The organism is Serratia sp. BIGb0163 (assembly GCF_024809935.1).
In the GTDB taxonomy this organism is placed as follows: Bacteria; Pseudomonadota; Gammaproteobacteria; order Enterobacterales; family Enterobacteriaceae; genus Serratia; species Serratia quinivorans.
The window spans coordinates 1,689,609-1,713,242 of record NZ_JANUDZ010000001.1; the positions used below are offsets into that span (position 1 = coordinate 1,689,609).

Genomic DNA, 23,634 nt, shown 5'->3' on the forward strand with positions numbered 1-23,634 from the left:
CAAGTTGCTACACACCTTATTTATTAACATACAGGCGTGATTATATGACTAAAAATTTCTTTGATGATGCTGAGGCATTAGTTACCCAAGCTTTATTACTCTTTAAGTTTGATAAAATCTATGTTGTTAGAGCTCTTGATAGTCATTTACCTATAAATGAGAATGGTTATCTCGTCATGATTACTGAAGGTGGTGATCGTATCGCATTTAAAGCCCCTGATTCAGATTGGGTGTTAGATAATAAAGTGACAAAAGGTTATAAGGAGTTAGCATCAACCTACGAACATTCAATTCGTGTTTACCCACGTCGAAAAATGCTCGAAAACGAATAACTCCATTCACAATATCAAACTTGCTTCGCCTCCCACCTGTAATGCTATTTAGGCTCACGCCGAAAACTTTGAATAAACTCAGGGCGCGGGTGCCGGTAATTCAACATCTCCTCCGGCATCTTCATAAAGCGGTTGTCAGCGTTCTTTACCGTGACAAAGCAACTATGCACCCCACACACGCTCTGATCTATGCGTTCGTCATACTCAAATAACAATTTAGCCATCTTTTCCTGCCACTCTGTGGGCATCGCCTCCATAAACACTCGGGGCATTACGCAGAATGCGGAATATGACAGCCCAAACCACAGCTGTAGGTCTTTACGATCATCTTCGTCCATCGTCTTTACCTTTGTTATCTCGCGGCGGCTTCCCGCCATTGGTTCAGCGTGGCCACCTGGCCGGCGCAGACTGATAAAGCTGTTTGCAGTGCCAGCGCATAGCTCAGCGCATCGCCCCAGGTATCGCCCTGCAGCGTTGGTTGCTCACATGGGATGAATACGGACTCAGGGGGTAACAGCACGACCTGTTGCGGTGCCGGTGGGAGCGTTTTGCTGCAGGAGGTCAATAACAGCGGCAGGCATAGGACTATTCCCACATTTATCGTTTTTAAGTGCTTCACGTAATGCCCTCTGGTAGCGTTCACCCTGCTGGCGCAGTTGCTGCTCTCTTTGCTGTTGTTCTGCTGCTAAGGCTCTGTTCTTCCGGTCTTGTTCTTGCAGGGTTGAGATTAGTCCTGACTGCTGCGCCAGCGTCTTTTCCTGCTGCTTAACCTGCTCACCAGCCTTTTCCGCGTTACTGTGGAAGTAGAACGCCAGCCATGCCAGCGCAATGAAAATGAGGAACAACACAGCGACGATAGCAGCGGAAACCCGATTCATTTCTGGCCCCAGTTGCAAATTTCACGCTCAACCTCGCGACGGTTAATTAGCCCCTTCCAGACCTTTCCTCCGGCTTTATTCCAGCGGCGCATTTCATCACAGGCCCCGGCACTGTCCCCCACATTGAGTTTTTTCAGCAGAGTGGAAGACTCGAAGGCTTTGACGCCGACGTTATAGCTGAAACTGATCAGAGCGGCTTTCTGGTATTCACTCGCTGGCACTTTCACCGACCGTTCTACAGAACGAGCAAAAGGCACCAGGTCTTTATCCAGGAGGTCTTTGCATTCAGCGGGATTGTAGGTCTTGGTGGGTATGATGTCAGCGCCAGTGTGCCCGTAGCAGACCGTCAGCACGCCGACTACATCGCGGTATGGCTTATACTCCACCCCTTCGAGTGAAGGAATGAGCACCGCTGCAATCGCCATGGCTCCACCAGCAAAGGCTGCGCTGAGTTTTTTCTTTAACGAAGCTGCGAGCGCCATTCTTAGTCCTCCGCTGGCGGTGGTGTGACATATCCAGCTTTAAGGGCCTTCTCATAGGCCTTTGTCTGGCGGCTTTTGAAATAGAAGTTCATCACGGCAGTGATCGCACCGATCACGAAACCGCCCACTACCGCAACCTGATTCCAGTCGAGGTCATGTAGCCATTGCAAAATGCTGCCTCCACACACCAACGTTGCAGAGGTGCAGTAAGAAATGAATGTGGTAATTTTCTCCGGCATGATTTTCATACCTCCCCCTTCCGGGGCTCTGTCCCGGTACCGGGTGAAAGGAATGGATTAGCGCCGCGAATGCGAAGCGACATACGTCATTGAGTGAGGCATTGGGCGCTAAATATGAAAAAGCCCGCTCAGTGGCGGGCTCTTATTCAAGGATTAACTTGGGCTGTATCAGTGAGAGTATCTGCTCATACTCTACCGTTAGGACTTTCTTCTCTTTCTTTCGCTCATTCATTAGGCGACTTCCGAATCGCCCTTTCACTTCCGATCGAGCGGCTTTGATAGCATGACGGTGTTGCGCGTCTTCTCCCATGTGCTGCCAGCGAGATAACTGCTCAGCCATCCAGTTAAAGGCGTTGATGTACCCTTCTTTTACCAGTGCAGCTGCTTCACCAGTAAATCCCATAATTAAGAAGATGCAGCCATCTTTGGTCATATTGTACATCGGCTGAATGTCGCCATTTTTATCAATGAAATCAGCGGGCTCAAAATTGAGCTGCTTGAATTTGTCTGAACATTTTAGTTCGCGTATGGCTCGGATAACGTTTTTGTGGCGCTTGTTAAAATGTTTTGCCACTAAAACTGAAGTTGTGACAACAGTACCGTGAACTGCCATTACCATTTGCTTGAAATCAAACTTGGGGATCACTGTTACTTCTTGCATGGCGTTTTCCTTTCAGAAATGAACCCTTGTCGCCCAGGAAACCAGCCCAAGAGGGTACGCCTACCACTACTGGCATCCTCAAAGGCTCATTTCTGAACAGGTTCTTGGTGGTTTCGCACCGGCGCGGCGCTGGATACAAAAAAGCCCCAGCGGATGCCAGGGCCAGAAACGCAAAAACCCGCACTAGGCGGGTTCTTGAGCTATTCATCAGCCGAGCAATGCTCGACTGTTTATGATTCGTCAGGTGGTTAGTTGGATATTTTAGGCATAAAAAAACCTGCTCTTAGCAGGACATCTTAGCTTTCTTCACAACTACTCCACAGCGTGACGTATTTCTACCACTTCCAAATCCTGTTTTCAAGATTTTTTTAATATTTGCAAATGTCTTGGGATTAATACCGCATGCAATTGTTTGCATTAAACACAGAAATCCTAGCATTAGGGCTATCTTGGGCCATTTTTACTCACTTTGCAATGGGCGGATTTTACTCTATATAATTCATTTGGTTAGAACCCGAGCATAAACAGCCACCAGAAACGAGAAAACCCCGCCGGAGCGAGGTTTTTATTTTGGTGCCGGTCATTACATTTGTGGCACGATATCAAATTAACGCTAAATATGGCCTATTTAATTAACTTTTGCAAGACATTGCTGCGAAAATATCGATTTTTGTTGTGATCGTGATCTCGACAGTGAAACTAAACCATCTCGATCCAACCTCAGGAAGACACTGCGCATGCTTGACCAGTAGCCGTTGTAATTCTTCGACCAATTCGGTGCAGACACCCCAACCAGCTCAGCGAGGTCTTGAAGCTGATATGTGGCAAGCCCCTTAATCTCCGATCTAACATCCTGCGCGGCCAGCCAAATTAAGGCCTTCAACCTATCCAGCGTTTTTGCAGCCACCTTCTGACCACCAAGGCTCTCATTGAATTCTGACCAGCCCCACCGGGTAATTTCAATCTGATGTTTGAAGTCCAGATCATGTGCATAGCACCAGGACAGCCAGCTGCGTTGATGCCCAACCAGCGGATATGCAGCGCGGCGCCATGAGGTTGCTGAAAATGTTTCTGGCTCTATCAGGGCAATGGATCCCGAACTAGGCCGCGTTTCTGTACCCGGTACCGGGTTGCTATGAACAACAATCCGGGTGCCGTCTGGCTCTACAATGGTGCGCCGCTTGCGCTTCAATCGCGTTGTGCTGACCTGTGTTGAATCACTGAATGCCTGTAACTGCCCTTTGGTCTTCCCGCTTAGGTCAGCTGTTGCCATCATAAAGCTCTCTCGAATGTACTGCAGATATTGCTGGGTCACGATCATGCTTTAATCTCCAGGCGTCTGGCCCGCATGCCAGCTCGCCTATTACTCCACACGTTGTTTGATAGTTTTCCGTTAGGAATCTTCTTGATTATTTCAACTCTTGCTTCGCATGTATTAAATAAGCAAATTGCTTGTGCTGATTTGGGATGTTTTTATCTACTATCAACTCCTTATAAGCCAGCCCCAAAGCACAAGCTCCTATTCCAACCACATTAACTACTGACATGAATGGTGCAAATTCAGGAACCATTCCAGCTATTGCGACGGCACCTAAAGGGGGAGATGTCAATAATGACGTTAATGTTCTTTTCACTGTTTGATAACCGGTTTCTTTCATCACTGAATTATAATCATTAAGAACGGACTCCAACCTACTTACTTCTCTTCGGTAAGCATTAAGATCTTCCGGATTACTGCTAACCCTAAACACAGAGTCATCAATCATATCTCTTAATGCAATTAACTCATCACTCCTTCTTTCCTTAAATTCAAGAACATCGTAAATTGAAACATCGCTAACTGGTGACGAAATGGCATTATATAGATTGAATTCACACACGGCCCTACTTATATTAGAATCACTTGGAGAAGATAAAGTATCAGATGTCTGTGCTAAGCTCCAATCTATACCCATATTTCCCCTTTGCATATTCATGAATGCCATTTGGTTTTTCAAGACTAACTCTTTCATCCAATCACCCCCGTTCCCATTACCTCCTATCCCATCAATTTCAACTTTGGTTTGTGATGCTATACCTTCACTTATCAAAACTTTAAAATCATCCGATGGCTCGAAGTAAACTAATGAATTCGGATTCTCAATTTTATCCCAGAATAATGAGCAAAACCTCAAGTCCTCTAAGCTTATTGGAACTTGATTGTTAAAATTACCTGTTTTCGGATCTGCGCGATATCCTTCGGTCAAGATAATACCTTTATTCATACTTCCCCCTCTGTTTTCAATAACTTTAAAATATTAGATTATATAATAGCACTGACAGAAAGAGACCAATCTATGAATTTGAACCATAACTCAATTTGACTTCCGTGTTCTTCCTCCCACCGTGACATGTCACGATGCAATTCATCGTGATGTTTCCGGCATAGTGGGATGGTAAAAAAATCGTGTGCCTTGGTACCCATACCACCCTGTCCGTGGCCGATGATGTGATGTGGGTCGTCGGATGGGTTGCCACAGCACACGCACGGCTGAGACTTAACCCAGCGAGTAAACTTTTCGCTCGTCCATCGTTCACGCTTAGGGATCTTGAATAATGCCTTTGGCGGCTCCGGATCGATTACCAACACCTTTGCAGCCTTCTTAGCAATCTCCGCTATCTGTTGGGTAGGTGACAAACTGGGGGTAATGTCGGCCTCTCTTCGGTGCCCGGTTGGGATGGTGTGCGGCTTAATGCGTAACGAGGCGGCTGCTACATCATCCGGGATCAGATCAATGACCCCATTCACCCAGGCCCACCAGCACAGTTCCGGCAAGGTCAGTTGATGGCTCTCTTCAAACATGAAGTGAACTCTGGCCCGATACACCACAAAATCCGCTATGTTTTGCTCTGCTGCGGCTGATAGCTCATCCATCGTCTTATCACGGTACAAATGCGCGTGATGCCAGCACAACCGGATAGCGCCAGAGCCGTACCGCATCGTTTCCATGTTCTTGTCGTGGTACCCATCGGCGCATTGGCGCTGACAGTCATGACGACGATCCAGCCAACTCTCCAGGCTGTTAATGCCACCAGCGGCAGAAAGAACGAGCTCATGCTGGAAGAACGGACGGAAGCGCGGGTCAATGGCCAGCTGCTGTTCTGTTGCCGGTAATGCACCTGACGGCATTTCACGAAACTCAGCCGGTACCGTGGCCACCATCACCCGGTCACCGAACATCGTCAGCAAGTCATTGCCTGGCTTTAAGATGACCTGCCCCAGTTCGCGGACAACGATCGGCTTCAGTATCCCTCTCATACCTGCACCTCGCTGATCCGTAGTTCTACCTTGCCGCCCTTGATTACCGGCCCCCACTTGGCATCGATGTGCTTAATCTGGCTGTCATCAAGCCACACACCAGCCTGCGTCATGGCGTCAAACAGTGCCTTAAAGAAATTATCCAGGTCGCGACGGGCTTTAGTTGGCGGATAGAACACCACCGCTACAGATATGTCTGCGCTGATTGGCTTCGGCCGGCGGCGCAGTTGCTCCATTACCTGAGCGATAGCCTCTGCCTGGAATGCCCTGCCGCGCTCACTGACCAGAGTACGGCCTCTGGATGCCCCCTTGTTTGGCGAACGCCAGTAGCCGTTAACGCTTGGCGGGAATGGCAAAATAAGCATCATTGCGCCACCTCCTTGGCTGAATGAGCTATACGAGCCGCAGCGGTTGTGAGGTGATCAGGATCCAGTTCCACCCCGATGAAACCGAACCCTTCAAGCAGTGCCGCTTTTCCCGTGGAACCAGAACCCATGAAAGGGTCTAATACGACTCCTCCAGCAGGCGTGACCAGTCGGCAAAGGTACCGCATCAATTCGACAGGTTTAACGGTTGGATGATTGTTTTTAGCGCCACCTGTACGGCCTGCTCCGGCACGCGGATCGTTAATGCCAACGCTTCCCTCTTCGCGACCGCCAGTCATTTCGCTAGCAGAAAACGGCACAAAACGCTCCATCCCCTCGTCGCGCTCCGACTTGCTGACCTTGGCGCAGTAAAAGAACCGTGCGGCTGATTTACTGGTTTCAATGCGCATCGCGTGGTCACGTGGCGCGTCCATATTCCCAAAAACCACTCGCGCTGGCCGGGCCTTACCTGTGGTTTTCAGATCGCCCTGCTGCCCCTTTGCGTCAGGGAATGCCTCGACCACCGAATCGCTTCCATCATGCAGGACGTTTGCAGGCCACCGGCCGAGCTGATCCGCTTTCCACTCCCCACTTTCTGGGGCTTTCTCGTCACGCACATGCGACAACAGGCCACCAGCACCACCGGTTAAAGCTTCCTCTGTCGGTACCCGGCAAAGATCGATATTTAGAGCACCAGTGCCGAACTGGACAACATTGCCCTCTACTGTGCTAACCAAAGGTTTACGGGCCATTACGATCGGCTCATGCGCAGGTTTCAATGCCGTCCCTTTCCCTTGATGCTCCCCGGTAAGGTTTTTCGACTTGGGGAACCCACTGCCGTAAATCCACATCAGCTGATCACGAATCTCAAAACCAGCATCCTCGATGTTCACTGCGAGCCGGTGATAAGTTCTTGAGCCACCAAACGCCAACAAGTGCCCACCGGGTTTAAGTACTCGAAGGCATTCAGTCCATTGATCTACGGTTGGCACCTGATAATCCCACTTGTGGCCCATAAAGCTCAGGCCGTAAGGAGGATCCGTTACAATGGCATCTACAGAGCTATCAGCCATACTGCGCAAAACCTCTTCACAGCGGCCTACATTCAGTTGATAAATCATTTAAAGCCCTCCGTCGCCCTTCGTACCAAATACCGGATCCCGTAGTAATCCCAGCCAAAGTGCTGGCGCTGCCAGTCTGTTAGCCATCCCTGCGAGATTGCATATTTCCGAAAATCGCCGCGCTCCTGCCAGGTGCGCCGGGCCTCACGTAACATCCACCAGCGATACACCCGGTGCGCCACAGCCATCAAAGGCAAAACCTCAATACCCGATACACACTTCATGCGGCTTGCTCCTCTACGGCTACCAGGCGGTAGAAATAAACCTGCTTGCCTGTGTCCGGATCCTTCAACGTGCGTTTTTCCTTAACCAGGCCATGCACCTTAGGGTTAACCTCACGCAAACGAGCGCTTATGGCCGCCTGGGTATCAGCCACGAAAAACATCATGAACACGGTTCTTTCCAGGTCGCGAAGCGTCATCCACTTGGCACCGGCCGCGGCCTGAATTACTCGGCCCATTTGGTTTTCTGGGTTGTCCTTCAGCATGCCAGCGAGGATTAGCCGACGGATGCCGCTGTTAACTCGTTCGCTTTCGAGTACATCCACTGGGATCGATAACTTTTTCATACCTTGCCCCCTTTGCGGCTGCGCATGCTTGCCCATGTGAATGGCACCCAAATACCACCATCGGTCTGGCGATCCATGATCCGCTCACCGACCATCTTCACCATTTCGTCGTAAGTTTTATTGGTCAGCATGCCGGTTGGCTTCAACTGCAACTGGCGGCGGTCAACGATGTTGGTTAGTAGGTTGATCTCGTAATCACTGCCCTTCTGCAGCCCTACTTCGTCCAGCACCAACAAATCCAGCCGACAAAGGTCACGCAGCAGATCAGCTTCTCTCACTGGGCTATCCTTGCTGAACGTGGCACGGTGGTTTTCAAACAGCTCAGCAACTGTCATAACCATCGCAGAGTGACCGCGGTCAATCAGGTTTCTTGCCATTGCGCTGGCCAGGTGGTTTTTTCCAGTACCGGTATTACCCGAGAAAATGAAGCCGCCATGTGTCTTACCAAATGACGCCACATAGCCCTTGGCGGCATCCAGTGCAGCCTGCTGTTCCGGGCATTCCACAACGTAATTGCTGAACGCGCATTTCTGGTGCAGAGGCTGGATGCCAGAACGACCAATGATTTTTTCCATACGGGCCTGGCGGTTCCGATCCGTGATCTGCTGGTTAGACTTCTGCGCCTCTTCGGCCTGAAACTTCTTCCAGCCTTCCACCGTGTCAAAGCGCGGCTGTACGTGTGCCGGTTTCAGCGCCAGCAAACGTGCCATCAGGTCAGTTGACGTTGACATCATGATCACCTCCAAGGGTTGATAAGCCATTGCTGAAGCCTGGCGGGATGGCGCCAGAGGCTGGGGTTACGCGGTGGTTGGTGCTGGTCTGCCATTTCCCGGCAATACACTTAGGGCGGCCCTTTTTGTCCCACTTGGTGGCACTGCTCAGGTAGCCTTCGAACTTGCTCGGGATGAACAGCGTGGTTGGCCGGATGTAATCACTCATGTCTTGCAGGTCGCCCCAGTGTTCCTGCTTGTAGTCAACGACGAGGCACAGGTCATGATTGGAATAACCATCCCTCAGACGGGCCCGGATATTCTCAAGCGAGCTTTTCGACGTCTGGTAACGTGAACCGGTAACCAGGTTCAGGTGTTTTAAAACGTCCTTGGCCTGGTCAGTGATCAACACTTCGGGGTCGGTCTGCGCAGCAGGCTGACAAGTAGGTTTTTTACCTGATGGATCTTGTTTTGAATTTACTGACGGATCCCCCCCAGATTCTGGCGGGTGAGAACTGCCTTTTTTCGTGTTTTCTGAACGGTCGGATTCTGAACGTTCAGATCCTGACATATCAGATTTTGAATGGTCAGATTCTGACGTGTCAGAAACTGGACGGTGAGACTCAATGCTTAATGCTGCAGCTTTCAGCTTTGGCACATTCAGGGTGTAAATATTGCTGTCGTTGCGCTGCCCTCTGCGGCGTTCCTTGCGTGTCAGCCATCCATCGCTTTCAAGTTCGCCGATCGCAGTGGTGACCGTACTCCGGCCAGCACCAATCTCACGGGCGATTTTCTCAATCCCCGGATAGCAGATCCCCTCATCGTTTGAGAAGTCAGCCAGACGAAGCATTACAAGCAGCTTGGTACCCTTCACACCGTGCGCAGCGCAGCCGTCCCATACATAGCTGGAGACTTTTACGCTCATGCCACAGCTCCCGGCGCTGGCAGTGCCAAATACTTAAAGCGATCCACAACTTCCTGCAACGCGCTGTGGGTGACAGGCAACCAGCCGCCGGGTATTCTCATCACATAACGCAACGGCACTGGCGGTTTAGCGCAGCTCGCAGCTACACAACGAAATTGCCCACGCAAACGAGATTCTGTTACTCTGTTCATGCGTTAATTACTCCACACGTTTAATTGATGCACTCGACGCCCGGGACCGCATATCCTGGGCGTCACCCTCTCCAAACATCATCACCGTCACGGCGTATATCTCCGCCACCAGCGATTGGATCCGGTAACCCTTAGCTTTCAGTTTTTTACTCTCGTGGTTGTCGAGCACTCCATCAGCTGTGAACTCGTTATGTGCCTTGGCGAACAGGCCCAGCGCTGACATCAGTTCGTTGAACTTGATCAGCAACTCTTCGTTGTCCACCTGTTCGATTTCCGGCAGCTTCACGAACACTCCACCAGCGTGCTTACACATCGCCTCGGTGATATCGCTTCGGCCTGAGATTGATTCCATTTCTACAGCCATACCCAGCGGCACTACCTGCCCTGATACCTGGCGGACACGGTTACGCAGTGCGTTTTCAGTGCCGGCTACTGGATCCAACTCCTTGGCCATCGCGGTGTACTTACCTGGGAACTGAGTGATCAGCTTGTGTATCGCTTCGCTGATGTCGTCCTGGGTAGGAAAGTCTTTGTTGTCCACAAGGTTTCTCCGCTTCTGTGGTTTTTGTTAAGCCGCTGGAGCGGTAGACTTTTTGTAAAACGAAGGGTCGAAGTTGAGAATCCCATTTGTTCCTTGATGGAGTCGGTGAGCATCCTTTTCGGGAATGACTTCTTTCCATTGAGAAATCGCAGAATCACTCAACCCCAAAAAACGGGCCACCTCCTTCTGGGTAGTGAAATGTCTAACTACGTCTTTCTTAAGCATCAAACAGCCCTCCTTTTAAGTGTTCTTAAATTGTCATTCAGAAGGACTCTTAAGTCAATTGAATTTAAGATTGCTTAAATATGGAAACTCAAACGATCGGTCAGCGCATACGCGCTCAAAGAAAAGCTCTGCGTCTATCGCAGGAGAAGTTGGGGTCTCGCATCGGCGTTGCTGGCGGGGCTATTTCTCAATGGGAAGGGGACAAGACCAGACCTATTGGGGAGAACTTAATGCGACTAGCCGCTGAGTTGCGACTATCTCCAGATTTTATCTTAACTGGTAAGAATGGCAGTAGTACCGTAGTCCCTTCCGGACTCGACTCTTCTACCGCGCCAATAATCACGTACATGCAAGCAAAGGCTTGGGGAAAAGATAGTAGTTATAGAGAATTGGACGGTGGCATTAACTTTATTCAAACAAACATAGACTTATCCAGATCGGCTTTTGCCATAACTATAAAAGGTCGCGGGATGGAGCCAGAGTTTAATGAAGGGGACGTTGTGTTCATTGATCCCTTAGTTACGGCACTACCTGGTAATTTCGTGCTGGCCGAAATAGAAGATAACGAAGTTCTTTTCTTGAAATATCGCCCCAGAGGCAAAGATGTTAACGGAGAGGTTTTCGAACTCTCCCCACTTAACGATGATTATGCTAGGTACAGATCCGACACCTCAAAAATTCGTATCATTGGCGTAATGGTCGAGCACCGCAGATACCGAACCACATCATAAAGCCATAAAATTAAACCGCTGTGAGCGGTTTTTTTCTCATTTTTGCGAAACACCCATCCTTCCACTTCAAATGTTAAGTTTACTTCAAAAATAACCTTGCAGTTAATCTTAAGATGTCTTAAATTAATTTCACCAACAGCGAAAAGGCAGGACGCCCACGAAGTAGCCGCCCGAGGCACACGAAGATCGGGATGATTCGCTAACCAGGTTCACAGCAGAGGGTTACACGATGGCTCTTGGATTCACGATTTTGGCTGGTAAGCCTGACGACGACGACGGGCGCTACTGCGAGAACATTAAGTTCTGTGACAGTGCCGACAGCCTTGAAGCGGCTCAGAAAATCATTTCGGATAACAAGCTTTACACATATCCGATTTGCCGGATTGAAGTAACCGGATTTAGTAGCTAACACCCATCGCGCCCTCCGCGGCGCACTGAGGCAATCATGAGCGCAAAAGGTTGGAAGGCAGTGGTCTATAGCGTAGTGGCTTGCATCCCGTTCTGGTTGGTTGTTGGTTTTTATGTAGTGGTGGCAGTCGCCGGGTAACCGGCGTACATCGGAATGCTCACTCGCCCTTTCCCTCAGTTCTGGGAGCGGTGGAGGATCCTAACTCATGAGTGAGCAGTCCGATGTGGTATCCGGTGATGGACGGGCTTCCTCCCCGTCTGTGGGTTCAACTCCCATCACCACACCTAATGCGCCGCGCCGGCGGCACTGCAGCGAAAGCAAGTGCAGATATCCGGCAGAGTTTTGCTGTGTGTAGTGAAGCCTTTGCGGCTGCTCTGATTTGGGTTGGTGTCAGCCGCATTTTTTTCACATATCAGGTGGCGTACTGTTCCGGGTTCCCCTTATCCCTTTACACAGTATAAAGCCCCGGCGCGGTGCGCCACCTGATGTGTGAGTAATTAACCGGGAGCCAGCGCTATGCGGGTGTCTGGCCTCCATTTTTAAAACCCGATTTTCTATCTGCGAAAAGTTGCCAATTCTGGCAGGGCTTCGCTTTGCCGAAAATCAGCGTGTGGGAATTAACGTATGAGCTGGATTACCACTTTTACAGGCCATCACTTGGACTTTGCGGCGACTGCAGTCGAAAGCATCTGCATTGAGGATATCGCCCAGGCACTGTCCCATGAGTGCCGGTTTGCAGGCCATCTGCCGAACTTCTACAGCGTGGCGCAACACTCAGTGCTGTGCAGCCAAATTGTGGCGCCAGAGTTCGCCCTTGAAGCGCTGATGCACGATGCCACCGAAGCCTATTGCAAAGATATCCCTGCCCCACTTAAGCGCCTGCTGCCGGATTACCAGCGTATCGAAGATCAACTGGACGCAGTGATCCGCCAGCGCTTCGGCCTTCCTCTGCAGATGGATATCGCGGTGAAACATGCAGACCTGGTCATGCTGGCCACTGAGCGCCGGGATCTTGATATCGACGATGGAAAGGTATGGCCAATGCTGGAAGGCATTTTCCCTGCTGACATCGTGATTAATCCGGTGATGCCGGTACAGGCTCGGGCAATGTTCGTTGCTCGCTTTAATGAGCTGACTGAATGGGGAGTGCTGTGATGATCAACACAATCACGATCGATACCGAAACCCTGGACGTGGTGCCGTCTGCTGTGCTGCTCTCTATCGGCGCGTTTGCCTTCGATATTGACGACGTTCACCAGACCCAACAAAGCATCATCAAAGTGGCGCGTGAGGGTGAGTTAGCCGACTACTCAACCAACGCATTTTACTGCCTGGCTGATACCTTCGATCAATTGATGAAAGGCCGTACCGTCAGCACAGAAACCCAGGCCTTCTGGCGCAAGCAAGGCGAAGAGGCGCAGGAAGCTTTAGTCGGCGACCGCGAACCTCTGAGCCAATGCCTCGGGCTGCTGTCCAACTGGATTAAGCAGCACCCCAATGCGCGGATCTTCTTCCGTGGAACCGATTTTGACGGATCGATCCTCGAAAATGCCTACCGCATGTATGAGATCGAATGTCCGTGGCACTGGGGCGGCAAGCGCGACGTGCGCACCTATATCGATGCCATGACCAAAGGAACCAAAGGTTACCTGCCTAAAACCCACCAGCCATGCTTCGCGATGGTTAAGCATAACTCCCTGCATGACGCTATGAACGACGCAGAGCAGATGGCCATTGCCTATCAACTCAATAGCCAACAGGTAGGTGCAGCATGACCGAAGTATTGACCTACGAAGCCCTGAAGGCTGAGCGCGATGCGCAGCAGAAACGAGCCGATGCGCTGGCTGTGCGTAACGAGCAGCTCATGTCATTTGTGATTGAAGGTTTCAACATCGCAGGCCAAGGCGGTTCATGGTGTGGCGGGGACATTCAGGAACTGGGTGAAAAACTCGGTCTGTTTGCCAGAGAGACTTACCAGCCGGTGCTGCACGGATATGTTTGCGGGCATGAGCCTGGCGAAGGCAGCGTTTATGTGATCACCAAATCAGCCACTGACGCCGCCCTTTCAGCTATCGAAGCGCGGGGAGTGGATAAACTCATCGAACGCAAGCTGAAACAGCTTGCCAACATGCACCCAGACACTCACGCATTTGGCGCTACAGCCATGTCTCTTCGTGCTCAGATTAACGAGTTGCAAGCATTCGCCATCGAGCTGCGGGAGGCCAAATGAAAGCAATTTCAATCCGCCAGCCCTGGGCCTGGCTAATCGTCAACGGCTATAAAGACATCGAGAACCGCACCTGGAACACAAAATTCAGGGGACAGGTGCTAATCCACGCCAGTGCCGCCAAGCCGTCAAAAGAAGACATGGCTATCGCTGCGAACATCCTCTTCAAGCTGCGCGGTTGGTCACGCCACTTTCCGGATAGAGACAGTTTCTATCGTGGCGGTATCGTTGGTGTGGCGACTATCACGGACTGCGTGAACGAGAGCGGGTCACCTTGGTTTTTTGGACCTGTTGGCTTCCAGCTTGCCGATGCGCATGAGCTACCGTTCAGGCCGATGAAAGGCCGCTTGAGCTTTTTCGAAACGCACCAGCGACCGCACAAAGCGTTTTCTCTGCTTGTGCCGGAAGAATATCAAGATGCCACCGAGGGAGGTGTCTTGTGATATCAGCAAACTACACAGCCCATCTTTACTGCGACTGCGAAAAGTGCGCTGCAAGTTTCATCACCTCGGCCAAAGACGAGTTTACCGGGGAATCATGGTCACAATGCGCCAAAGAGGCGCGAGCTGAAGGCTGGCGTATCAGCGCAAATCGCGAGCGCTGTTATGCACCTGGTCACAAAATCCAACGGGGAGGTGCGTGATGCCAGCAAATGAACTGAAGCCAACTCTGGCGAAGGGCGCAAAGTTGAATGCTGATACATGGGCCGACTTTGTAACCCGCCTTAAGTACCACTGCGAAGGCGATGGTGTAGATGACCATTGCACGGCCGATCCACTATTCGTCGTTCAAACCAAGCGCCTTATCAGCGGTATAGATATGGATTACACCGATCAGTACTTGGTGCATTGCGACGACTCAAACTGGTTTAGCCCTAAGGAATATTGGGATGACCTGGATGACGAGCGGCAGGCTGAAATCGATGCGGAATGCTGCGAAGTGTACAACGCTAGCTTTCTGAACATGAAAGAGCATCAGCAGTGGGACTATCTCGGAGCAATCGAAGATCACACTGTTACCGGTTATGCCTGGGAATGGGAGTACGTGAACGCACATTTCACCAGAGAGGCCGCGGAGGCCTTCATTAACCGAAAAAAACATGACTACAGGAAGATGCAAATTTTTGTCGATTCGCAGTATTGGGCTTGGGAGTTCAACGCGATCCGCAATGCCATCCTCAACGGTCAGTTAGCGTTTGTAGGTGAGCCCGCCGTGGAGGCACAGCATGGCTAAGCTGACCAAGGCGCAACGCGCTGAGTTGCGGGAGAAGTTCGGCGGTCGGTGCGCTTACTGCGGCTGTCCACTGCCAGAGAAAGGCTGGCATGCCGATCATATCGAGCCCATCTATAGAGGGCTCGATTTCAACCGAAGCGTGACTGATGACGGCAAGCTTGAATTTACCAGTCGAGTAGCTGAGCGGGAGGCTCTGGACGTTGTAGGGAATATGGCTCCGGCGTGTAAGCAGTGCAATCTTTTCAAAGGCGGCCACACCCTGGAGAGTTTCCGCGAGCAGATAGCAGCACAGACAGAGCGAGCGCGGCACTACAGCGTCAACTTCCGTACCGCTGAGCGTTTCGGGCTGGTTGAAGTTAAAGACGCCCCGGTTGTGTTTTGGTTTGAAAGTTATCAGGAGGCTGCCAATGGCTAAGACAGATGCTGAGCGTAAAGCGGCCCAACGGGCGCGACAACGCAAAGGCGGGATCGTGATTCGTGAGCTGCAGTTAGAGCCAGAAGAAGAATTTATGGCACAGGCGCTTTTGTCAGGTCTGCGCCCTGGCCGGGAGCCATACGAATTCAACGAGGTTGTCGGGTTGCTAATCCGCCGGTGCCATGCTGAATACCAGCAGACTTTAGCCCACCAGCAGAAGCGGACGTGTAAGAAATGCGGCGATAAATTGCCGGTTACCGAGTGCCCTTGCGTAGGTGAGTCAGCGTGCTGGCTTACCCTGGGTTGGCACGAAACCAAATTAACAGCGTGACATGTCACGAATGAATTAATGCCCGTATGCGGCGGGCTTAACGTGTGGAGTTAACTATGGGGCAATTAATACCAATACATGAATGGGCTTCAGGCCCAAATGGGTGGAAATATCCCCCCACTCAAACAACTTTGAACAAATATGCGTCAACTGGTCAGATATACCCACGGCCTTTAAAACAGGGGAAAAGGTGGGTGGTAGATGAAGATGCTAAATTTGTTGGCATTTTAGCCCCCCCACCAGCCTTGGAAAAACTTTCAAAACCGGTGAGTAATTTAGTCAGGAAGGTTCTCAATGGCGGCCAGACCTCGTAAGTTTAATCTGAACGTACCCAACTTATACTGCAAATTAGACAAGCGAACCAATAAGGTATATTGGCAGTATCGACACCCTATTACCGGCAAATTTATCGGCTTTGGTACTAACGAAGAGCATGCGCGTGATGCTGCGACAGAGGCCAACCGGCTCCTCAGCGAACAGCAATCACGCCAGGCTACTCTGCTCGTTGATATAGCGATCTCAACCACCCAGAAGGTGCAACCATCGATAACTCTTTTTAAATGGGTGGAAAGATATTTGGAGATACAAGCGGAGAGAATTTCCGATGGGACATTAAAACCTTCCACGTTAAAAACAAGAAAATCATGCGCCCTGACATTAGCCAAGAAATTACCCAATATCAGGCTAAAACAAGTGGATACTAAATCGCTAGCGATGATTCTTGATGAGTACAAGGACATGGGTAAATCAAGAATGGCACAGTTGCTCCGCAGTGTTTGGATCGATATGTTCAAAGAGGCTCAACATAGCGGTGAGGTTGATGCAGGCTACAATCCTGCCCTTGCTACCCGTAAGCCTAAAGCTAAGGTATCTCGCGAGCGTCTGAGCTTAGAAGTATGGCAACGTATTTTTGCTGCGGCTGAAACGATGCCGCCTTATGTGCAAAACGCAATGCTTCTGGCTGTAGTCACAGGCCAACGCCGGGAGGATATCTCTAATATGAAATTTACCGATGTTTGGGGTGGTTATCTTCACATTCAGCAGAGTAAAACTGGTTCGAAAGTCGCTTTACCCTTGTCGCTACGATGCAACTCTATCGGGTGGACACTAGAGGAAGTTATAGCCCGTTGCCGTGATCGCACCGTTAGCCCTTACCTACTCCACCATGTCCGGGCACATGCAACGATAAAGCCTGGCCAGAGCGTTGACACTAGTTCATTGAGTAGGTCTTTTCTGGAAGCTCGTCAGGCAGCAGGTGTTAAGCCACCTAAAAACGGTACAGCCCCTAGTTTCCACGAGCAGCGATCGTTAGCTGAACGTTTGTATAGTGCTCAGGGAGTTGATACCCAAACATTGCTTGGCCATAAAACGCAGGAAATGACTGATAGATATCATGATGATAGAGGCGCAGATTGGACCACCTTAGTGGTGTAGCGCTATGTAAAATCTGCAGGGCTATCCCTGTGCTTCACTATCAATTTTGAAATCTGGTTTTGGGGAAGAATTTTGGGGAGATATTGGAGTGAGATTTAAAATCATAGATATCAGATAGTTATACTTTCGTCTTGTATTTCATAAGCAGACCGCATAATTAACATCTTTACCAACGGCCGGTTAATCAGACTAATCGGTCGTTTTCTTTTGCAAAAATAATGAAAACTGCCACTGGAAAGTTTTAATTCAGGTTTACCTAACGCCCCGGTCGATCAAATCAACTGCCCGCCTTCCCTGCCTCTCAGATAAAGCTGTAAGTTACTGTTCGTTTAATGGTTTTTTCTCCTGCACAGTTCCAGGGGACGATAGCTAAGGTAATTCCTAATTACGCTTCCCTTACGCAATGCTTATTGCTTGAATTAGGAAAAGTCCTATTTAATGGGATGCCGAATTGCCATCTCAGGTGAATGCTATGGAATACCTTCCCGTTGCAATCATCGTCGTTTTGATCGCAGTTGTCGTATTTTCCTTTGTCATGTATTTGCGGCAAAGAAGGGGAACTACTTTCAACACCAAGCGGAAACGACGCTAGGACGCCTCTCCACAAGGAAGTGGTTCTATAATCGCTATCAGGCTATGCCCCTTCCATTGAGTTACCCATTTAGCAAACAATTTCAGTTTCTTATGAGGATATTCTGATACCGACGCTATTGCCGTTTTTCGTCTTGTCGTCGAAATTCAGGTGCGCTACTGTCGTGGTCTGGAAACACACAACACCGCAGAATCAGAACAACATCCAGTTTGTCGCTATCATCCCTTAATCCCGCCGCTGTGCGGGATTTTTTTGGCATCAAACTTTGTAGGTCAACAGGATAGCCAGAAGGGATTTTGAGGTCTGGTAGACGTCCGCGAGTAACCGACCGTCATAAAAAAGCCCCGCAGTCGCAGGGCCTGAACGATGGAGGTTTACGAGGCGTTAGCGGCATCGTCGATCAAAGCGGCGATTTCCTGTGGATGCGAAGCGAGTGAGGCATGGCTGGCATTCAACGTAATGACTTTTTTAGCCTTCAACCGCGCCGACATATGCTGTTGATTTTCTGGTGCAATCATTCGGTCATTGCTGGAAATTTGATACCAGGAAGGTTTGTGTTTCCAGGCCGGTTCGGTGATCTCGTTACCGAAGGTGCTGGCCAGCGGTGCCTTCTGGGTCACCGCCATCACCAGTGCTGCATCGGCGGAAAGATCCTGACAGAAGCTTTCGTGAAATTTATCGGCTTTAATCCATAAATAGCCATCACTGTCCGGTGCCAGGTTCGCCGCCGCAATTGGAGGATGTTGCTGAGTGATGCCGCCAGGGCTTTCCCCTGCATCTGGTGCAAAGGCAGCGATAAACACCAGCCCGACCACATTAGGCAAATTGCCCATTTCGCTGATTACCGCGCCACCATAAGAATGCCCGACCAATAACACCGGGCCTTCTTGCTGTGCCACCATCTTGCGCGTGCGCTCTGCATCATCGGCCAGCGATGTCAGCGGCATCTCTACGGCATGAATCGAGTGATATCCTTTATGCGACAATTCGGTAATGACTTTACTCCAGTGCGCTGCACCGCCCCAAAATCCATGAACCAGGACTACTGTAGGTTTTGCATTCATCACAAATTCCTTCTTTAACCACGTGGAGGCGTTACGCCAGACCCGATAATCAACATCGCCATGCTTCCAGCGCCATCTGCACCAAGCCAAAACGCCTTATATGCCCTGTTGTATATAGTTCACTGCCGCCGCTTTCAGCAATAGCTACGAATAGTTAACCCTTGGTTATATCCCTTCTGGCGTTCCATTCAGCTCGGGTGATCTGCCAGATTTCCGTCAGCATAAGTCCACGGTTCGGTCACATCACGACATTAAAACTAGGATTTTTACCCATTACGATCTAAAATCTCATGAAAAAACAATGGGAAGTAATTTCAACGAAACCAAAAGGGAATTATTCAGTGAAGGAAATGATCTCCATTCTTTGTATCGCAGGCCTGTTGGCGATGCTTTTTTCATGGTTGTTTGTCTACGGCCTCAATATTCATTAGCCTCTTCAAAGATAAAAACCCCGGCATGTGCCCATACCAGGGTTGATAGCGTTACGCTGAACAGACCGCTTCCCTGGGCGATATGCCCGCAAAACCATTACTGTTTGGTCTGGATCCAGAATGCGTGGATCAGGCCGGGGAAGTAGCCGAGCAGAGTCAGAATAATGTTGAGGATAAACGCCCCGCCGATCCCTTTATCCAGCAGTACACCCAAAGGGGGCAAGATGATGGTAAATACAATTCTCCAAAAGCTCATAATAACGCCTCATTTTGCTTTATAAGACACCAATATATTACATATCCTTAACATTTTCAAATTACGCGCTCTCCCGGCAGTCTAATAAAACCGTTAAATTGGTATATATCTACAAATTCTGTGGGTATATTTCTTTAAAAAAAGAAAGAATTAATAAGCATTGATTATGTGGGATTGAGGTCTTAAAATTTAAGGCTTAAAAATACAACTGGGATTGGTTTCATGTCGTCGCTGTGGGTAGCAACACAATACTTTTATTTAATTGGCCTGTTAGTTTCTATGATTTTTACCTATCTGGTCAGCCGAGATACCATTAAGATTCGTTTTATCAGTGCGTTAACCATTGGCCTGACCTGGCCATTGAGCCTGCCGGTAGTGTTGATGTTCTCCTTGTTCTAACGCTTGAGATACCGCCCCGCCAAAGAGCGACGGGGCAGTCATGAGCCTTCCGTTAAAAATCGTACCCTACCGTCGCCAGCACCGAGCGTTCTGCCCCCCAATAGCAATAACCGGTGCCATAACAGGCCGCGACATATTTTCGGTCAGTCAGGTTATTCACGTTTAACTGCACATATGCCCCTTTCAACGATGGATTAACGCGATCCAGATTCATCCGCACCGAAGCATCCACCAGCGTCACGGAAGGAATACGTAGCGTATTTTCGTTATCCGCCCACTGTTTGCCGATATAACGCACCCCAGCCCCCAGATCCACGCCGTAGGCAGTGGCATATTTGCCCCACAGCGAAGCCATTTGCTCCGGTGCCAGATACGGCGTATTGCCATTGTTGCCGTCAATTGCATCTTTAAACTTCACCTTGTTGTAGGTGTAGCCCGCTATCAGATCGAGATGTTCGGTTAACTTGCTGCGAGCCTCCAGTTCAATCCCCTGAGAATGTACTTTCCCGGCAGGCAGATAATAACTTTGCTGCACCACCCGGTTAGCGACGTCATTCTGCGTCAGGTCATACAGGGCCATGCTGTAGATTGATGAACTGCCCGGCGGTTGATATTTCAGGCCCACCTCGTACTGCTCGCTGGTGCTCGGCTTCAGCATATGGCCGTTTTGATCGGCCAGCGCTTCCGGCGTCACCGCCGTGCTGTAACTGGCGTAAGGTGAGAAACCGCTGTCAAAGCGATACAGCAACGAGGCACGGCCGCTAAAGTTGTCGTCACGACGTTCATCGCTGGTGCCGGTGTTGAGCACCGTATTTTTTGCCTCTATACGGTCAAAACGGCCAGACAGATTCAGATACCAGTTCTGCAGGCTGATTTCATCCTGCAGATAAACGCCCATCTGTTCATAGTGGCGTCGGGAATCGGTATGCGTCAGATTGGTCAGTCCCGCGCCCCCCGACACACCGGTATAAGGGTTCAATTGAGAGGCGCCGGCAGATTCATCCCACAGGTTATTACGAAAACGTTGGTAATCCAGGCCCAGCATCACTTTGTGATCCAGCGGCCCGGTAGCAAAGTCGGCCTCCAGTTGGTTGTCGACGGCGAATGCATCCAGTGAGGTTGCCGAGCCGCTGTAATAGCGGTTCAGCAACTGGTGATCCTGATCCCAGCCAATCTGATAAACCTGCTGCAGTTCAACGTTAGAATGGGTATAGCTGGCATTCTGTCGGAATGACCAAACGTCATTAAAGCTGTGCGAGAAAGCGTAGCTGTAAATCTGCTCCCAACGTTTGAAGACGTTACGACTACTCTCGCCATCAAAAAATCCGCGCCCCAGTTTGTCACCCGCGCTGGAATAGAGACTGCCATCTGCCGGTACTGCACTGTGATAACCGCCGGACGGATCCTTTTGCAGGTAAGCTTTCAGTAACAGTGAGGTATTTTCATCTGGTTGCCACAGCAATGACGGCGAAATTGCATAGCGTTCTTCACGCTGATGGTCATACATGGTATCGCTGCTGCGCGTCATTCCGGTCAGCCGGTAAGCCCACTGCTCCGACAAAGGACCGGTCACATCGAAAGCCGCGCCCTGGGTGTTGTTATTACCCGCCGAAAGATTAACCTGCCCCTGCGTGGCAAACTGCGGGCGCTTGGTGGTCAAGGCCACCAGCCCGCCCGGAATGCTTTGCCCATACATCACTGAAGAAGGCCCTTTGATAACGTCGATACGCTCCAGGAACCAGGGATCAACCTGCAAGGCATTATAGGTGCCGCCGTCACTTAACAGACGCAGGCCGTCGAGGAAGGTGTTATTGACATCACCGCCGTGGAAACCGCGTAATGCAATGGTGTCATAGCGTGTCGCGCCGCCGGCGAAGTTAGTGAAAACACCCGGGGTATATTTCAGTGCATCGTTAACCGTTTGGGTATTCTGATCGCTCATTTGTTGGCGTGTCACCACGGAAACAGATTGCGCTGTCAGGATCAGCGGCTGGTCGGTTTTAGTCGCCCCCTGACTGGTGGTCGCCTGGTAGCCCTGAGTCACCGACTCGGCAGTATCAGCGGGCCTGGCGCTAACCACCAGGGTGTCTTCAGCCAACGAAGTCAACGGCAGGAACATCGCGAATGCACACAAAACACGCGACCGTTTGACAGGAAAAATCATCTGCATATTTGTAATCCCCGGTAAGTATCATTAAGTCACCCCCGACCCGCCCCCATCAGCAGCGCTGGCTGACAAGAGTGCAAAAGATCTATCGGTGTGCTGTATGTAAAGAAAAGGAAATATTAATGATAATTATTATCTTTATCGATAAGGAATTACAAGCATGAGGATACTTTTTATCAGCAGGTGAACTAACTTGCCGTCGGCAAAAAACCTTGGGCTGATTGTGGAAAAGTAGATTGAAAATCAACAATAAAAAAATGCCAGCATTTGGCTGGCATACAAACTCGAATCAATATGATCTATCTGGTGCCAGTGCTCAACGAGTTCCTTTGACGAACCAAACATAGAGACGCCGAGCCACCAGCAAAATAAGCGCCAGCAGAATATTCGCTATAACCCATAAACTTAATATGTATATAAAGGTTTGATAGAGGGGGATCCCGCGGTCGGCGGAAAACGGATTAAAATGCCAGAAGCGAATAATGACGAAGGGGTTGAGGTTTAACCAATCAAAGAAGAAAGCGACCAGCGCTGGTGGCAGGAAGAAATAAAGTCCCAGGGTGATAATCAGCAGATACACGGCGGAGTTATCGCTTTTATAATCTTTCATATCAATGAATTACCATCATAAACCACATAAAAACACCTTGCGTGTCGCAGCATTTAACAGACCTGGCGAATGCGGCTTAGTTCCAGATCGGGGGTAAAATAAAGCCTGTTTGGCGTTTAATTTTCATTTAGTTTTTAGGTGGTATAACGCTAGTCAGCTCAGGAGGCTCCAATGATATCGGATTATTGCCCAACCCCACCCACCCCCAAAAAGCTCAAAATCATCTATGGCTGGTATATCTATACCCTCTATGCCCAGTTGGTCTTTAATATCTATCTGGCGGTCTATAACGGTTGCGTCAGGCGCCCGATTGAAGCGCCACTGATCTCCGTGTGCCACAGTATTTTCATCGCATTTTTACTTTACCAGGTGCTGAAAAAACGCACCCATTTCGCCTGGGTGATGCTGGCCTATTACATTCTGATGCGGCTGTACTACGCCAATGTGCTGCACATCGAGTTCAATGCATGGAGCCGTGGGTTGGTTTTCATTTTTCTGACCCTGCTGCTGACCGGCACGGTTGCGGTGGGTCAGCTTGCGACACCGCCACTGCGCCAGGATTGGTTGGCACGACTTGGGTGGCGACAGTGGGCAACGCTGGCGGCATTAGCAGGGCTATTGACGCCGTTGATCACCGCTGACTATTTGAGCTGACAGCCGAATTTACTTTGGAATATGCGGTTCTGAAATATCGACCAGGCGGCACACCTTGGTGTAGTTATTGGATTTCTCACATATTTTATCCGTGACGAAAACACCAAGGTAACTCAGCACCAGCAGATAACCTGCCATACATAAA

At 50.0% G+C, this 23,634-nt stretch carries 36 protein-coding genes; 15 read left to right on the top strand and 21 right to left on the bottom strand.

The genetic code is table 11. The features are described 5' to 3' along the window. Window positions 1-44 precede the first annotated feature (44 nt). Window positions 45-332, top strand: a complete 288-nt coding sequence (locus M2406_RS08055; protein WP_259189576.1) for a hypothetical protein — start codon at window positions 45-47, stop codon at window positions 330-332. A gap of 44 nt (window positions 333-376) precedes the next feature. Here the strand turns inward: M2406_RS08055 and M2406_RS08060 are convergent, their stop codons facing one another. The 17 genes from M2406_RS08060 to M2406_RS08140 form a co-directional block, all read right to left on the bottom strand. After that, a complete protein-coding gene (locus M2406_RS08060; RefSeq protein ID WP_259189577.1) occupies window positions 377-670 on the bottom strand; it encodes a hypothetical protein in 294 nt (97 codons plus the stop codon). A gap of 14 nt (window positions 671-684) precedes the next feature. Continuing rightward, window positions 685-852 (bottom strand): hypothetical protein, encoded by a 168-nt coding sequence (locus M2406_RS08065; protein ID WP_259189578.1) that lies wholly within the window; start codon window positions 850-852, stop codon window positions 685-687. After that, window positions 836-1,210, bottom strand: coding sequence for a hypothetical protein (locus tag M2406_RS08070; RefSeq protein WP_259189579.1), 375 nt, complete (start codon window positions 1,208-1,210; stop codon window positions 836-838). The genes M2406_RS08065 and M2406_RS08070 overlap by 17 nt, the downstream gene beginning before the upstream one ends. Beyond that, window positions 1,207-1,692, bottom strand: coding sequence for a lysozyme (locus M2406_RS08075; RefSeq protein ID WP_259189580.1), 486 nt, complete (start codon window positions 1,690-1,692; stop codon window positions 1,207-1,209). Before M2406_RS08075 ends, M2406_RS08070 begins: the two co-directional genes overlap by 4 nt. A 2-nt stretch (window positions 1,693-1,694) precedes the next feature. Next, a complete protein-coding gene (locus tag M2406_RS08080; RefSeq protein ID WP_037419444.1) occupies window positions 1,695-1,940 on the bottom strand; it encodes a phage holin in 246 nt (81 codons plus the stop codon). Between the two features lie 133 nt (window positions 1,941-2,073). Next, window positions 2,074-2,592 carry a Rha family transcriptional regulator gene (locus tag M2406_RS08085; RefSeq protein ID WP_259189581.1) on the bottom strand — a complete coding sequence of 173 codons (519 nt, stop codon included), beginning with the start codon at window positions 2,590-2,592 and terminating at the stop codon, window positions 2,074-2,076. A gap of 628 nt (window positions 2,593-3,220) precedes the next feature. Further along, a complete protein-coding gene (locus M2406_RS08090) occupies window positions 3,221-3,913 on the bottom strand; it encodes a bacteriophage antitermination protein Q (protein ID WP_259189582.1) in 693 nt (230 codons plus the stop codon). An 88-nt stretch (window positions 3,914-4,001) separates the two neighbouring features. Then, window positions 4,002-4,856 carry a DUF6236 family protein gene (locus M2406_RS08095; RefSeq protein ID WP_259189583.1) on the bottom strand — a complete coding sequence of 285 codons (855 nt, stop codon included), beginning with the start codon at window positions 4,854-4,856 and terminating at the stop codon, window positions 4,002-4,004. 38 nt (window positions 4,857-4,894) lie between these two features. Continuing rightward, on the bottom strand, window positions 4,895-5,890 hold the full coding sequence (locus tag M2406_RS08100) for a DUF968 domain-containing protein (protein ID WP_259189584.1): 996 nt from the start codon (window positions 5,888-5,890) through the stop codon (window positions 4,895-4,897). Further along, a complete protein-coding gene (locus tag M2406_RS08105) occupies window positions 5,887-6,258 on the bottom strand; it encodes a RusA family crossover junction endodeoxyribonuclease (RefSeq protein ID WP_259189585.1) in 372 nt (123 codons plus the stop codon). Before M2406_RS08105 ends, M2406_RS08100 begins: the two co-directional genes overlap by 4 nt. Then, on the bottom strand, window positions 6,255-7,376 hold the full coding sequence (locus tag M2406_RS08110) for a site-specific DNA-methyltransferase (RefSeq protein WP_259189587.1): 1,122 nt from the start codon (window positions 7,374-7,376) through the stop codon (window positions 6,255-6,257). Before M2406_RS08110 ends, M2406_RS08105 begins: the two co-directional genes overlap by 4 nt. Beyond that, window positions 7,373-7,600 carry a hypothetical protein gene (locus M2406_RS08115; protein ID WP_259189588.1) on the bottom strand — a complete coding sequence of 76 codons (228 nt, stop codon included), beginning with the start codon at window positions 7,598-7,600 and terminating at the stop codon, window positions 7,373-7,375. The genes M2406_RS08110 and M2406_RS08115 overlap by 4 nt, the downstream gene beginning before the upstream one ends. Next, window positions 7,597-7,944, bottom strand: coding sequence for a hypothetical protein (locus tag M2406_RS08120; protein WP_259189589.1), 348 nt, complete (start codon window positions 7,942-7,944; stop codon window positions 7,597-7,599). Before M2406_RS08120 ends, M2406_RS08115 begins: the two co-directional genes overlap by 4 nt. Next, window positions 7,941-8,678, bottom strand: coding sequence for an ATP-binding protein (locus M2406_RS08125; RefSeq protein WP_259189590.1), 738 nt, complete (start codon window positions 8,676-8,678; stop codon window positions 7,941-7,943). The genes M2406_RS08120 and M2406_RS08125 overlap by 4 nt, the downstream gene beginning before the upstream one ends. Further along, complete coding sequence (locus tag M2406_RS08130; RefSeq protein ID WP_259189591.1) at window positions 8,659-9,579, bottom strand: conserved phage C-terminal domain-containing protein; 921 nt, start codon at window positions 9,577-9,579, stop codon at window positions 8,659-8,661. The genes M2406_RS08125 and M2406_RS08130 overlap by 20 nt, the downstream gene beginning before the upstream one ends. Window positions 9,580-9,777: 198 nt before the next feature. Continuing rightward, on the bottom strand, window positions 9,778-10,311 hold the full coding sequence (locus tag M2406_RS08135; RefSeq protein ID WP_259189592.1) for a YmfL family putative regulatory protein: 534 nt from the start codon (window positions 10,309-10,311) through the stop codon (window positions 9,778-9,780). Window positions 10,312-10,338: 27 nt separating this feature from the next. Further along, on the bottom strand, window positions 10,339-10,536 hold the full coding sequence (locus M2406_RS08140; protein WP_259189593.1) for a Cro/CI family transcriptional regulator: 198 nt from the start codon (window positions 10,534-10,536) through the stop codon (window positions 10,339-10,341). 80 nt (window positions 10,537-10,616) lie between these two features. Here M2406_RS08140 and M2406_RS08145 point away from each other — a divergent pair, with 80 nt between their 5' ends. The 12 genes from M2406_RS08145 (at window position 10,617) to M2406_RS08200 (ending at window position 17,316) form a co-directional block, all read left to right on the top strand. Next, window positions 10,617-11,267 carry a S24 family peptidase gene (locus M2406_RS08145; RefSeq protein ID WP_259189594.1) on the top strand — a complete coding sequence of 217 codons (651 nt, stop codon included), beginning with the start codon at window positions 10,617-10,619 and terminating at the stop codon, window positions 11,265-11,267. A 229-nt stretch (window positions 11,268-11,496) separates the two neighbouring features. After that, on the top strand, window positions 11,497-11,676 hold the full coding sequence (locus M2406_RS08150) for a hypothetical protein (RefSeq protein WP_259189595.1): 180 nt from the start codon (window positions 11,497-11,499) through the stop codon (window positions 11,674-11,676). Window positions 11,677-12,300: 624 nt separating this feature from the next. Beyond that, a complete protein-coding gene (locus tag M2406_RS08155; RefSeq protein WP_259189596.1) occupies window positions 12,301-12,831 on the top strand; it encodes an HD family hydrolase in 531 nt (176 codons plus the stop codon). Beyond that, window positions 12,831-13,451: a 3'-5' exonuclease gene (locus M2406_RS08160; RefSeq protein WP_259189597.1), complete on the top strand. Its 621-nt coding sequence runs from the start codon at window positions 12,831-12,833 to the stop codon at window positions 13,449-13,451. Before M2406_RS08155 ends, M2406_RS08160 begins: the two co-directional genes overlap by 1 nt. Then, window positions 13,448-13,906 carry a hypothetical protein gene (locus M2406_RS08165; protein ID WP_259189598.1) on the top strand — a complete coding sequence of 153 codons (459 nt, stop codon included), beginning with the start codon at window positions 13,448-13,450 and terminating at the stop codon, window positions 13,904-13,906. The genes M2406_RS08160 and M2406_RS08165 overlap by 4 nt, the downstream gene beginning before the upstream one ends. Continuing rightward, window positions 13,903-14,346 (top strand): ASCH domain-containing protein, encoded by a 444-nt coding sequence (locus tag M2406_RS08170; protein WP_259189599.1) that lies wholly within the window; start codon window positions 13,903-13,905, stop codon window positions 14,344-14,346. Before M2406_RS08165 ends, M2406_RS08170 begins: the two co-directional genes overlap by 4 nt. Beyond that, the gene (locus M2406_RS08175) at window positions 14,313-14,546 is read left to right on the top strand and encodes a hypothetical protein (protein WP_259189955.1); all 234 of its coding nucleotides are present in this window, start codon (window positions 14,313-14,315) and stop codon (window positions 14,544-14,546) included. The genes M2406_RS08170 and M2406_RS08175 overlap by 34 nt, the downstream gene beginning before the upstream one ends. After that, window positions 14,546-15,136 (top strand): hypothetical protein, encoded by a 591-nt coding sequence (locus M2406_RS08180; protein ID WP_259189600.1) that lies wholly within the window; start codon window positions 14,546-14,548, stop codon window positions 15,134-15,136. Before M2406_RS08175 ends, M2406_RS08180 begins: the two co-directional genes overlap by 1 nt. After that, entirely contained in the window at window positions 15,129-15,551 is a 423-nt protein-coding gene (locus M2406_RS08185) for an HNH endonuclease (RefSeq protein WP_259189601.1), read from the top strand. Before M2406_RS08180 ends, M2406_RS08185 begins: the two co-directional genes overlap by 8 nt. Next, window positions 15,544-15,882: a hypothetical protein gene (locus M2406_RS08190; protein WP_259189602.1), complete on the top strand. Its 339-nt coding sequence runs from the start codon at window positions 15,544-15,546 to the stop codon at window positions 15,880-15,882. Before M2406_RS08185 ends, M2406_RS08190 begins: the two co-directional genes overlap by 8 nt. 56 nt (window positions 15,883-15,938) lie before the next feature. Next, a complete protein-coding gene (locus M2406_RS08195; RefSeq protein ID WP_115184487.1) occupies window positions 15,939-16,196 on the top strand; it encodes an excisionase in 258 nt (85 codons plus the stop codon). Then, on the top strand, window positions 16,177-17,316 hold the full coding sequence (locus M2406_RS08200; protein WP_259189603.1) for a phage integrase Arm DNA-binding domain-containing protein: 1,140 nt from the start codon (window positions 16,177-16,179) through the stop codon (window positions 17,314-17,316). The genes M2406_RS08195 and M2406_RS08200 overlap by 20 nt, the downstream gene beginning before the upstream one ends. A 966-nt stretch (window positions 17,317-18,282) precedes the next feature. Here M2406_RS08200 and M2406_RS08205 read toward each other — a convergent pair. After that, on the bottom strand, window positions 18,283-18,972 hold the full coding sequence (locus M2406_RS08205) for an alpha/beta hydrolase (protein WP_012145458.1): 690 nt from the start codon (window positions 18,970-18,972) through the stop codon (window positions 18,283-18,285). Between the two features lie 528 nt (window positions 18,973-19,500). Then, window positions 19,501-19,659, bottom strand: coding sequence for a YqaE/Pmp3 family membrane protein (locus M2406_RS08210; protein WP_006322621.1), 159 nt, complete (start codon window positions 19,657-19,659; stop codon window positions 19,501-19,503). Between the two features lie 222 nt (window positions 19,660-19,881). Between M2406_RS08210 and M2406_RS08215 the strand changes: the two genes are divergently transcribed. After that, entirely contained in the window at window positions 19,882-20,058 is a 177-nt protein-coding gene (locus M2406_RS08215) for a GhoT/OrtT family toxin (RefSeq protein ID WP_012145459.1), read from the top strand. 52 nt (window positions 20,059-20,110) lie between these two features. Here M2406_RS08215 and M2406_RS08220 read toward each other — a convergent pair whose 3' ends face one another. Together M2406_RS08220 and M2406_RS08225 are read right to left on the bottom strand one after the other, a co-directional pair. Beyond that, window positions 20,111-22,228, bottom strand: coding sequence for a TonB-dependent siderophore receptor (locus tag M2406_RS08220; protein ID WP_259189605.1), 2,118 nt, complete (start codon window positions 22,226-22,228; stop codon window positions 20,111-20,113). Window positions 22,229-22,541: 313 nt separating this feature from the next. Next, a complete protein-coding gene (locus M2406_RS08225; RefSeq protein ID WP_012145461.1) occupies window positions 22,542-22,835 on the bottom strand; it encodes a hypothetical protein in 294 nt (97 codons plus the stop codon). A gap of 171 nt (window positions 22,836-23,006) precedes the next feature. Here M2406_RS08225 and M2406_RS08230 point away from each other — a divergent pair, with 171 nt between their 5' ends. Continuing rightward, a complete protein-coding gene (locus tag M2406_RS08230) occupies window positions 23,007-23,489 on the top strand; it encodes a hypothetical protein (RefSeq protein ID WP_017893072.1) in 483 nt (160 codons plus the stop codon). Window positions 23,490-23,634: the final 145 nt, after the last annotated feature.

What these genes read in the sequence shown, in the direction of transcription:
- M2406_RS08200 (WP_259189603.1), top strand. Translation starts at nt 16,177, where the DNA reads ATGGCGGCCAGACCTCGTAAGTTTAATCTGAACGTACCCAACTTATAC.
- M2406_RS08170 (WP_259189599.1), top strand. Translation starts at nt 13,903, where the DNA reads ATGAAAGCAATTTCAATCCGCCAGCCCTGGGCCTGGCTAATCGTCAAC.
- M2406_RS08190 (WP_259189602.1), top strand. Translation starts at nt 15,544, where the DNA reads ATGGCTAAGACAGATGCTGAGCGTAAAGCGGCCCAACGGGCGCGACAA.
- M2406_RS08185 (WP_259189601.1), top strand. Translation starts at nt 15,129, where the DNA reads ATGGCTAAGCTGACCAAGGCGCAACGCGCTGAGTTGCGGGAGAAGTTC.
- M2406_RS08160 (WP_259189597.1), top strand. Translation starts at nt 12,831, where the DNA reads ATGATCAACACAATCACGATCGATACCGAAACCCTGGACGTGGTGCCG.
- M2406_RS08230 (WP_017893072.1), top strand. Translation starts at nt 23,007, where the DNA reads ATGATATCGGATTATTGCCCAACCCCACCCACCCCCAAAAAGCTCAAA.
- M2406_RS08100 (WP_259189584.1), bottom strand. Translation starts at nt 5,890, where the DNA reads ATGAGAGGGATACTGAAGCCGATCGTTGTCCGCGAACTGGGGCAGGTC.
- M2406_RS08195 (WP_115184487.1), top strand. Translation starts at nt 15,939, where the DNA reads ATGGGGCAATTAATACCAATACATGAATGGGCTTCAGGCCCAAATGGG.
- M2406_RS08130 (WP_259189591.1), bottom strand. Translation starts at nt 9,579, where the DNA reads ATGAGCGTAAAAGTCTCCAGCTATGTATGGGACGGCTGCGCTGCGCAC.
- M2406_RS08070 (WP_259189579.1), bottom strand. Translation starts at nt 1,210, where the DNA reads ATGAATCGGGTTTCCGCTGCTATCGTCGCTGTGTTGTTCCTCATTTTC.
- M2406_RS08225 (WP_012145461.1), bottom strand. Translation starts at nt 22,835, where the DNA reads ATGAAAGATTATAAAAGCGATAACTCCGCCGTGTATCTGCTGATTATC.
- M2406_RS08215 (WP_012145459.1), top strand. Translation starts at nt 19,882, where the DNA reads ATGTCGTCGCTGTGGGTAGCAACACAATACTTTTATTTAATTGGCCTG.
- M2406_RS08155 (WP_259189596.1), top strand. Translation starts at nt 12,301, where the DNA reads ATGAGCTGGATTACCACTTTTACAGGCCATCACTTGGACTTTGCGGCG.
- M2406_RS08080 (WP_037419444.1), bottom strand. Translation starts at nt 1,940, where the DNA reads ATGAAAATCATGCCGGAGAAAATTACCACATTCATTTCTTACTGCACC.
- M2406_RS08095 (WP_259189583.1), bottom strand. Translation starts at nt 4,856, where the DNA reads ATGAATAAAGGTATTATCTTGACCGAAGGATATCGCGCAGATCCGAAA.
- M2406_RS08120 (WP_259189589.1), bottom strand. Translation starts at nt 7,944, where the DNA reads ATGAAAAAGTTATCGATCCCAGTGGATGTACTCGAAAGCGAACGAGTT.
- M2406_RS08085 (WP_259189581.1), bottom strand. Translation starts at nt 2,592, where the DNA reads ATGCAAGAAGTAACAGTGATCCCCAAGTTTGATTTCAAGCAAATGGTA.
- M2406_RS08075 (WP_259189580.1), bottom strand. Translation starts at nt 1,692, where the DNA reads ATGGCGCTCGCAGCTTCGTTAAAGAAAAAACTCAGCGCAGCCTTTGCT.
- M2406_RS08115 (WP_259189588.1), bottom strand. Translation starts at nt 7,600, where the DNA reads ATGAAGTGTGTATCGGGTATTGAGGTTTTGCCTTTGATGGCTGTGGCG.
- M2406_RS08140 (WP_259189593.1), bottom strand. Translation starts at nt 10,536, where the DNA reads ATGCTTAAGAAAGACGTAGTTAGACATTTCACTACCCAGAAGGAGGTG.
- M2406_RS08145 (WP_259189594.1), top strand. Translation starts at nt 10,617, where the DNA reads ATGGAAACTCAAACGATCGGTCAGCGCATACGCGCTCAAAGAAAAGCT.
- M2406_RS08165 (WP_259189598.1), top strand. Translation starts at nt 13,448, where the DNA reads ATGACCGAAGTATTGACCTACGAAGCCCTGAAGGCTGAGCGCGATGCG.
- M2406_RS08180 (WP_259189600.1), top strand. Translation starts at nt 14,546, where the DNA reads ATGCCAGCAAATGAACTGAAGCCAACTCTGGCGAAGGGCGCAAAGTTG.
- M2406_RS08105 (WP_259189585.1), bottom strand. Translation starts at nt 6,258, where the DNA reads ATGATGCTTATTTTGCCATTCCCGCCAAGCGTTAACGGCTACTGGCGT.
- M2406_RS08060 (WP_259189577.1), bottom strand. Translation starts at nt 670, where the DNA reads ATGGACGAAGATGATCGTAAAGACCTACAGCTGTGGTTTGGGCTGTCA.
- M2406_RS08150 (WP_259189595.1), top strand. Translation starts at nt 11,497, where the DNA reads ATGGCTCTTGGATTCACGATTTTGGCTGGTAAGCCTGACGACGACGAC.
- M2406_RS08110 (WP_259189587.1), bottom strand. Translation starts at nt 7,376, where the DNA reads ATGATTTATCAACTGAATGTAGGCCGCTGTGAAGAGGTTTTGCGCAGT.
- M2406_RS08125 (WP_259189590.1), bottom strand. Translation starts at nt 8,678, where the DNA reads ATGATGTCAACGTCAACTGACCTGATGGCACGTTTGCTGGCGCTGAAA.
- M2406_RS08090 (WP_259189582.1), bottom strand. Translation starts at nt 3,913, where the DNA reads ATGATCGTGACCCAGCAATATCTGCAGTACATTCGAGAGAGCTTTATG.
- M2406_RS08205 (WP_012145458.1), bottom strand. Translation starts at nt 18,972, where the DNA reads ATGAATGCAAAACCTACAGTAGTCCTGGTTCATGGATTTTGGGGCGGT.
- M2406_RS08210 (WP_006322621.1), bottom strand. Translation starts at nt 19,659, where the DNA reads ATGAGCTTTTGGAGAATTGTATTTACCATCATCTTGCCCCCTTTGGGT.
- M2406_RS08220 (WP_259189605.1), bottom strand. Translation starts at nt 22,228, where the DNA reads ATGCAGATGATTTTTCCTGTCAAACGGTCGCGTGTTTTGTGTGCATTC.
- M2406_RS08055 (WP_259189576.1), top strand. Translation starts at nt 45, where the DNA reads ATGACTAAAAATTTCTTTGATGATGCTGAGGCATTAGTTACCCAAGCT.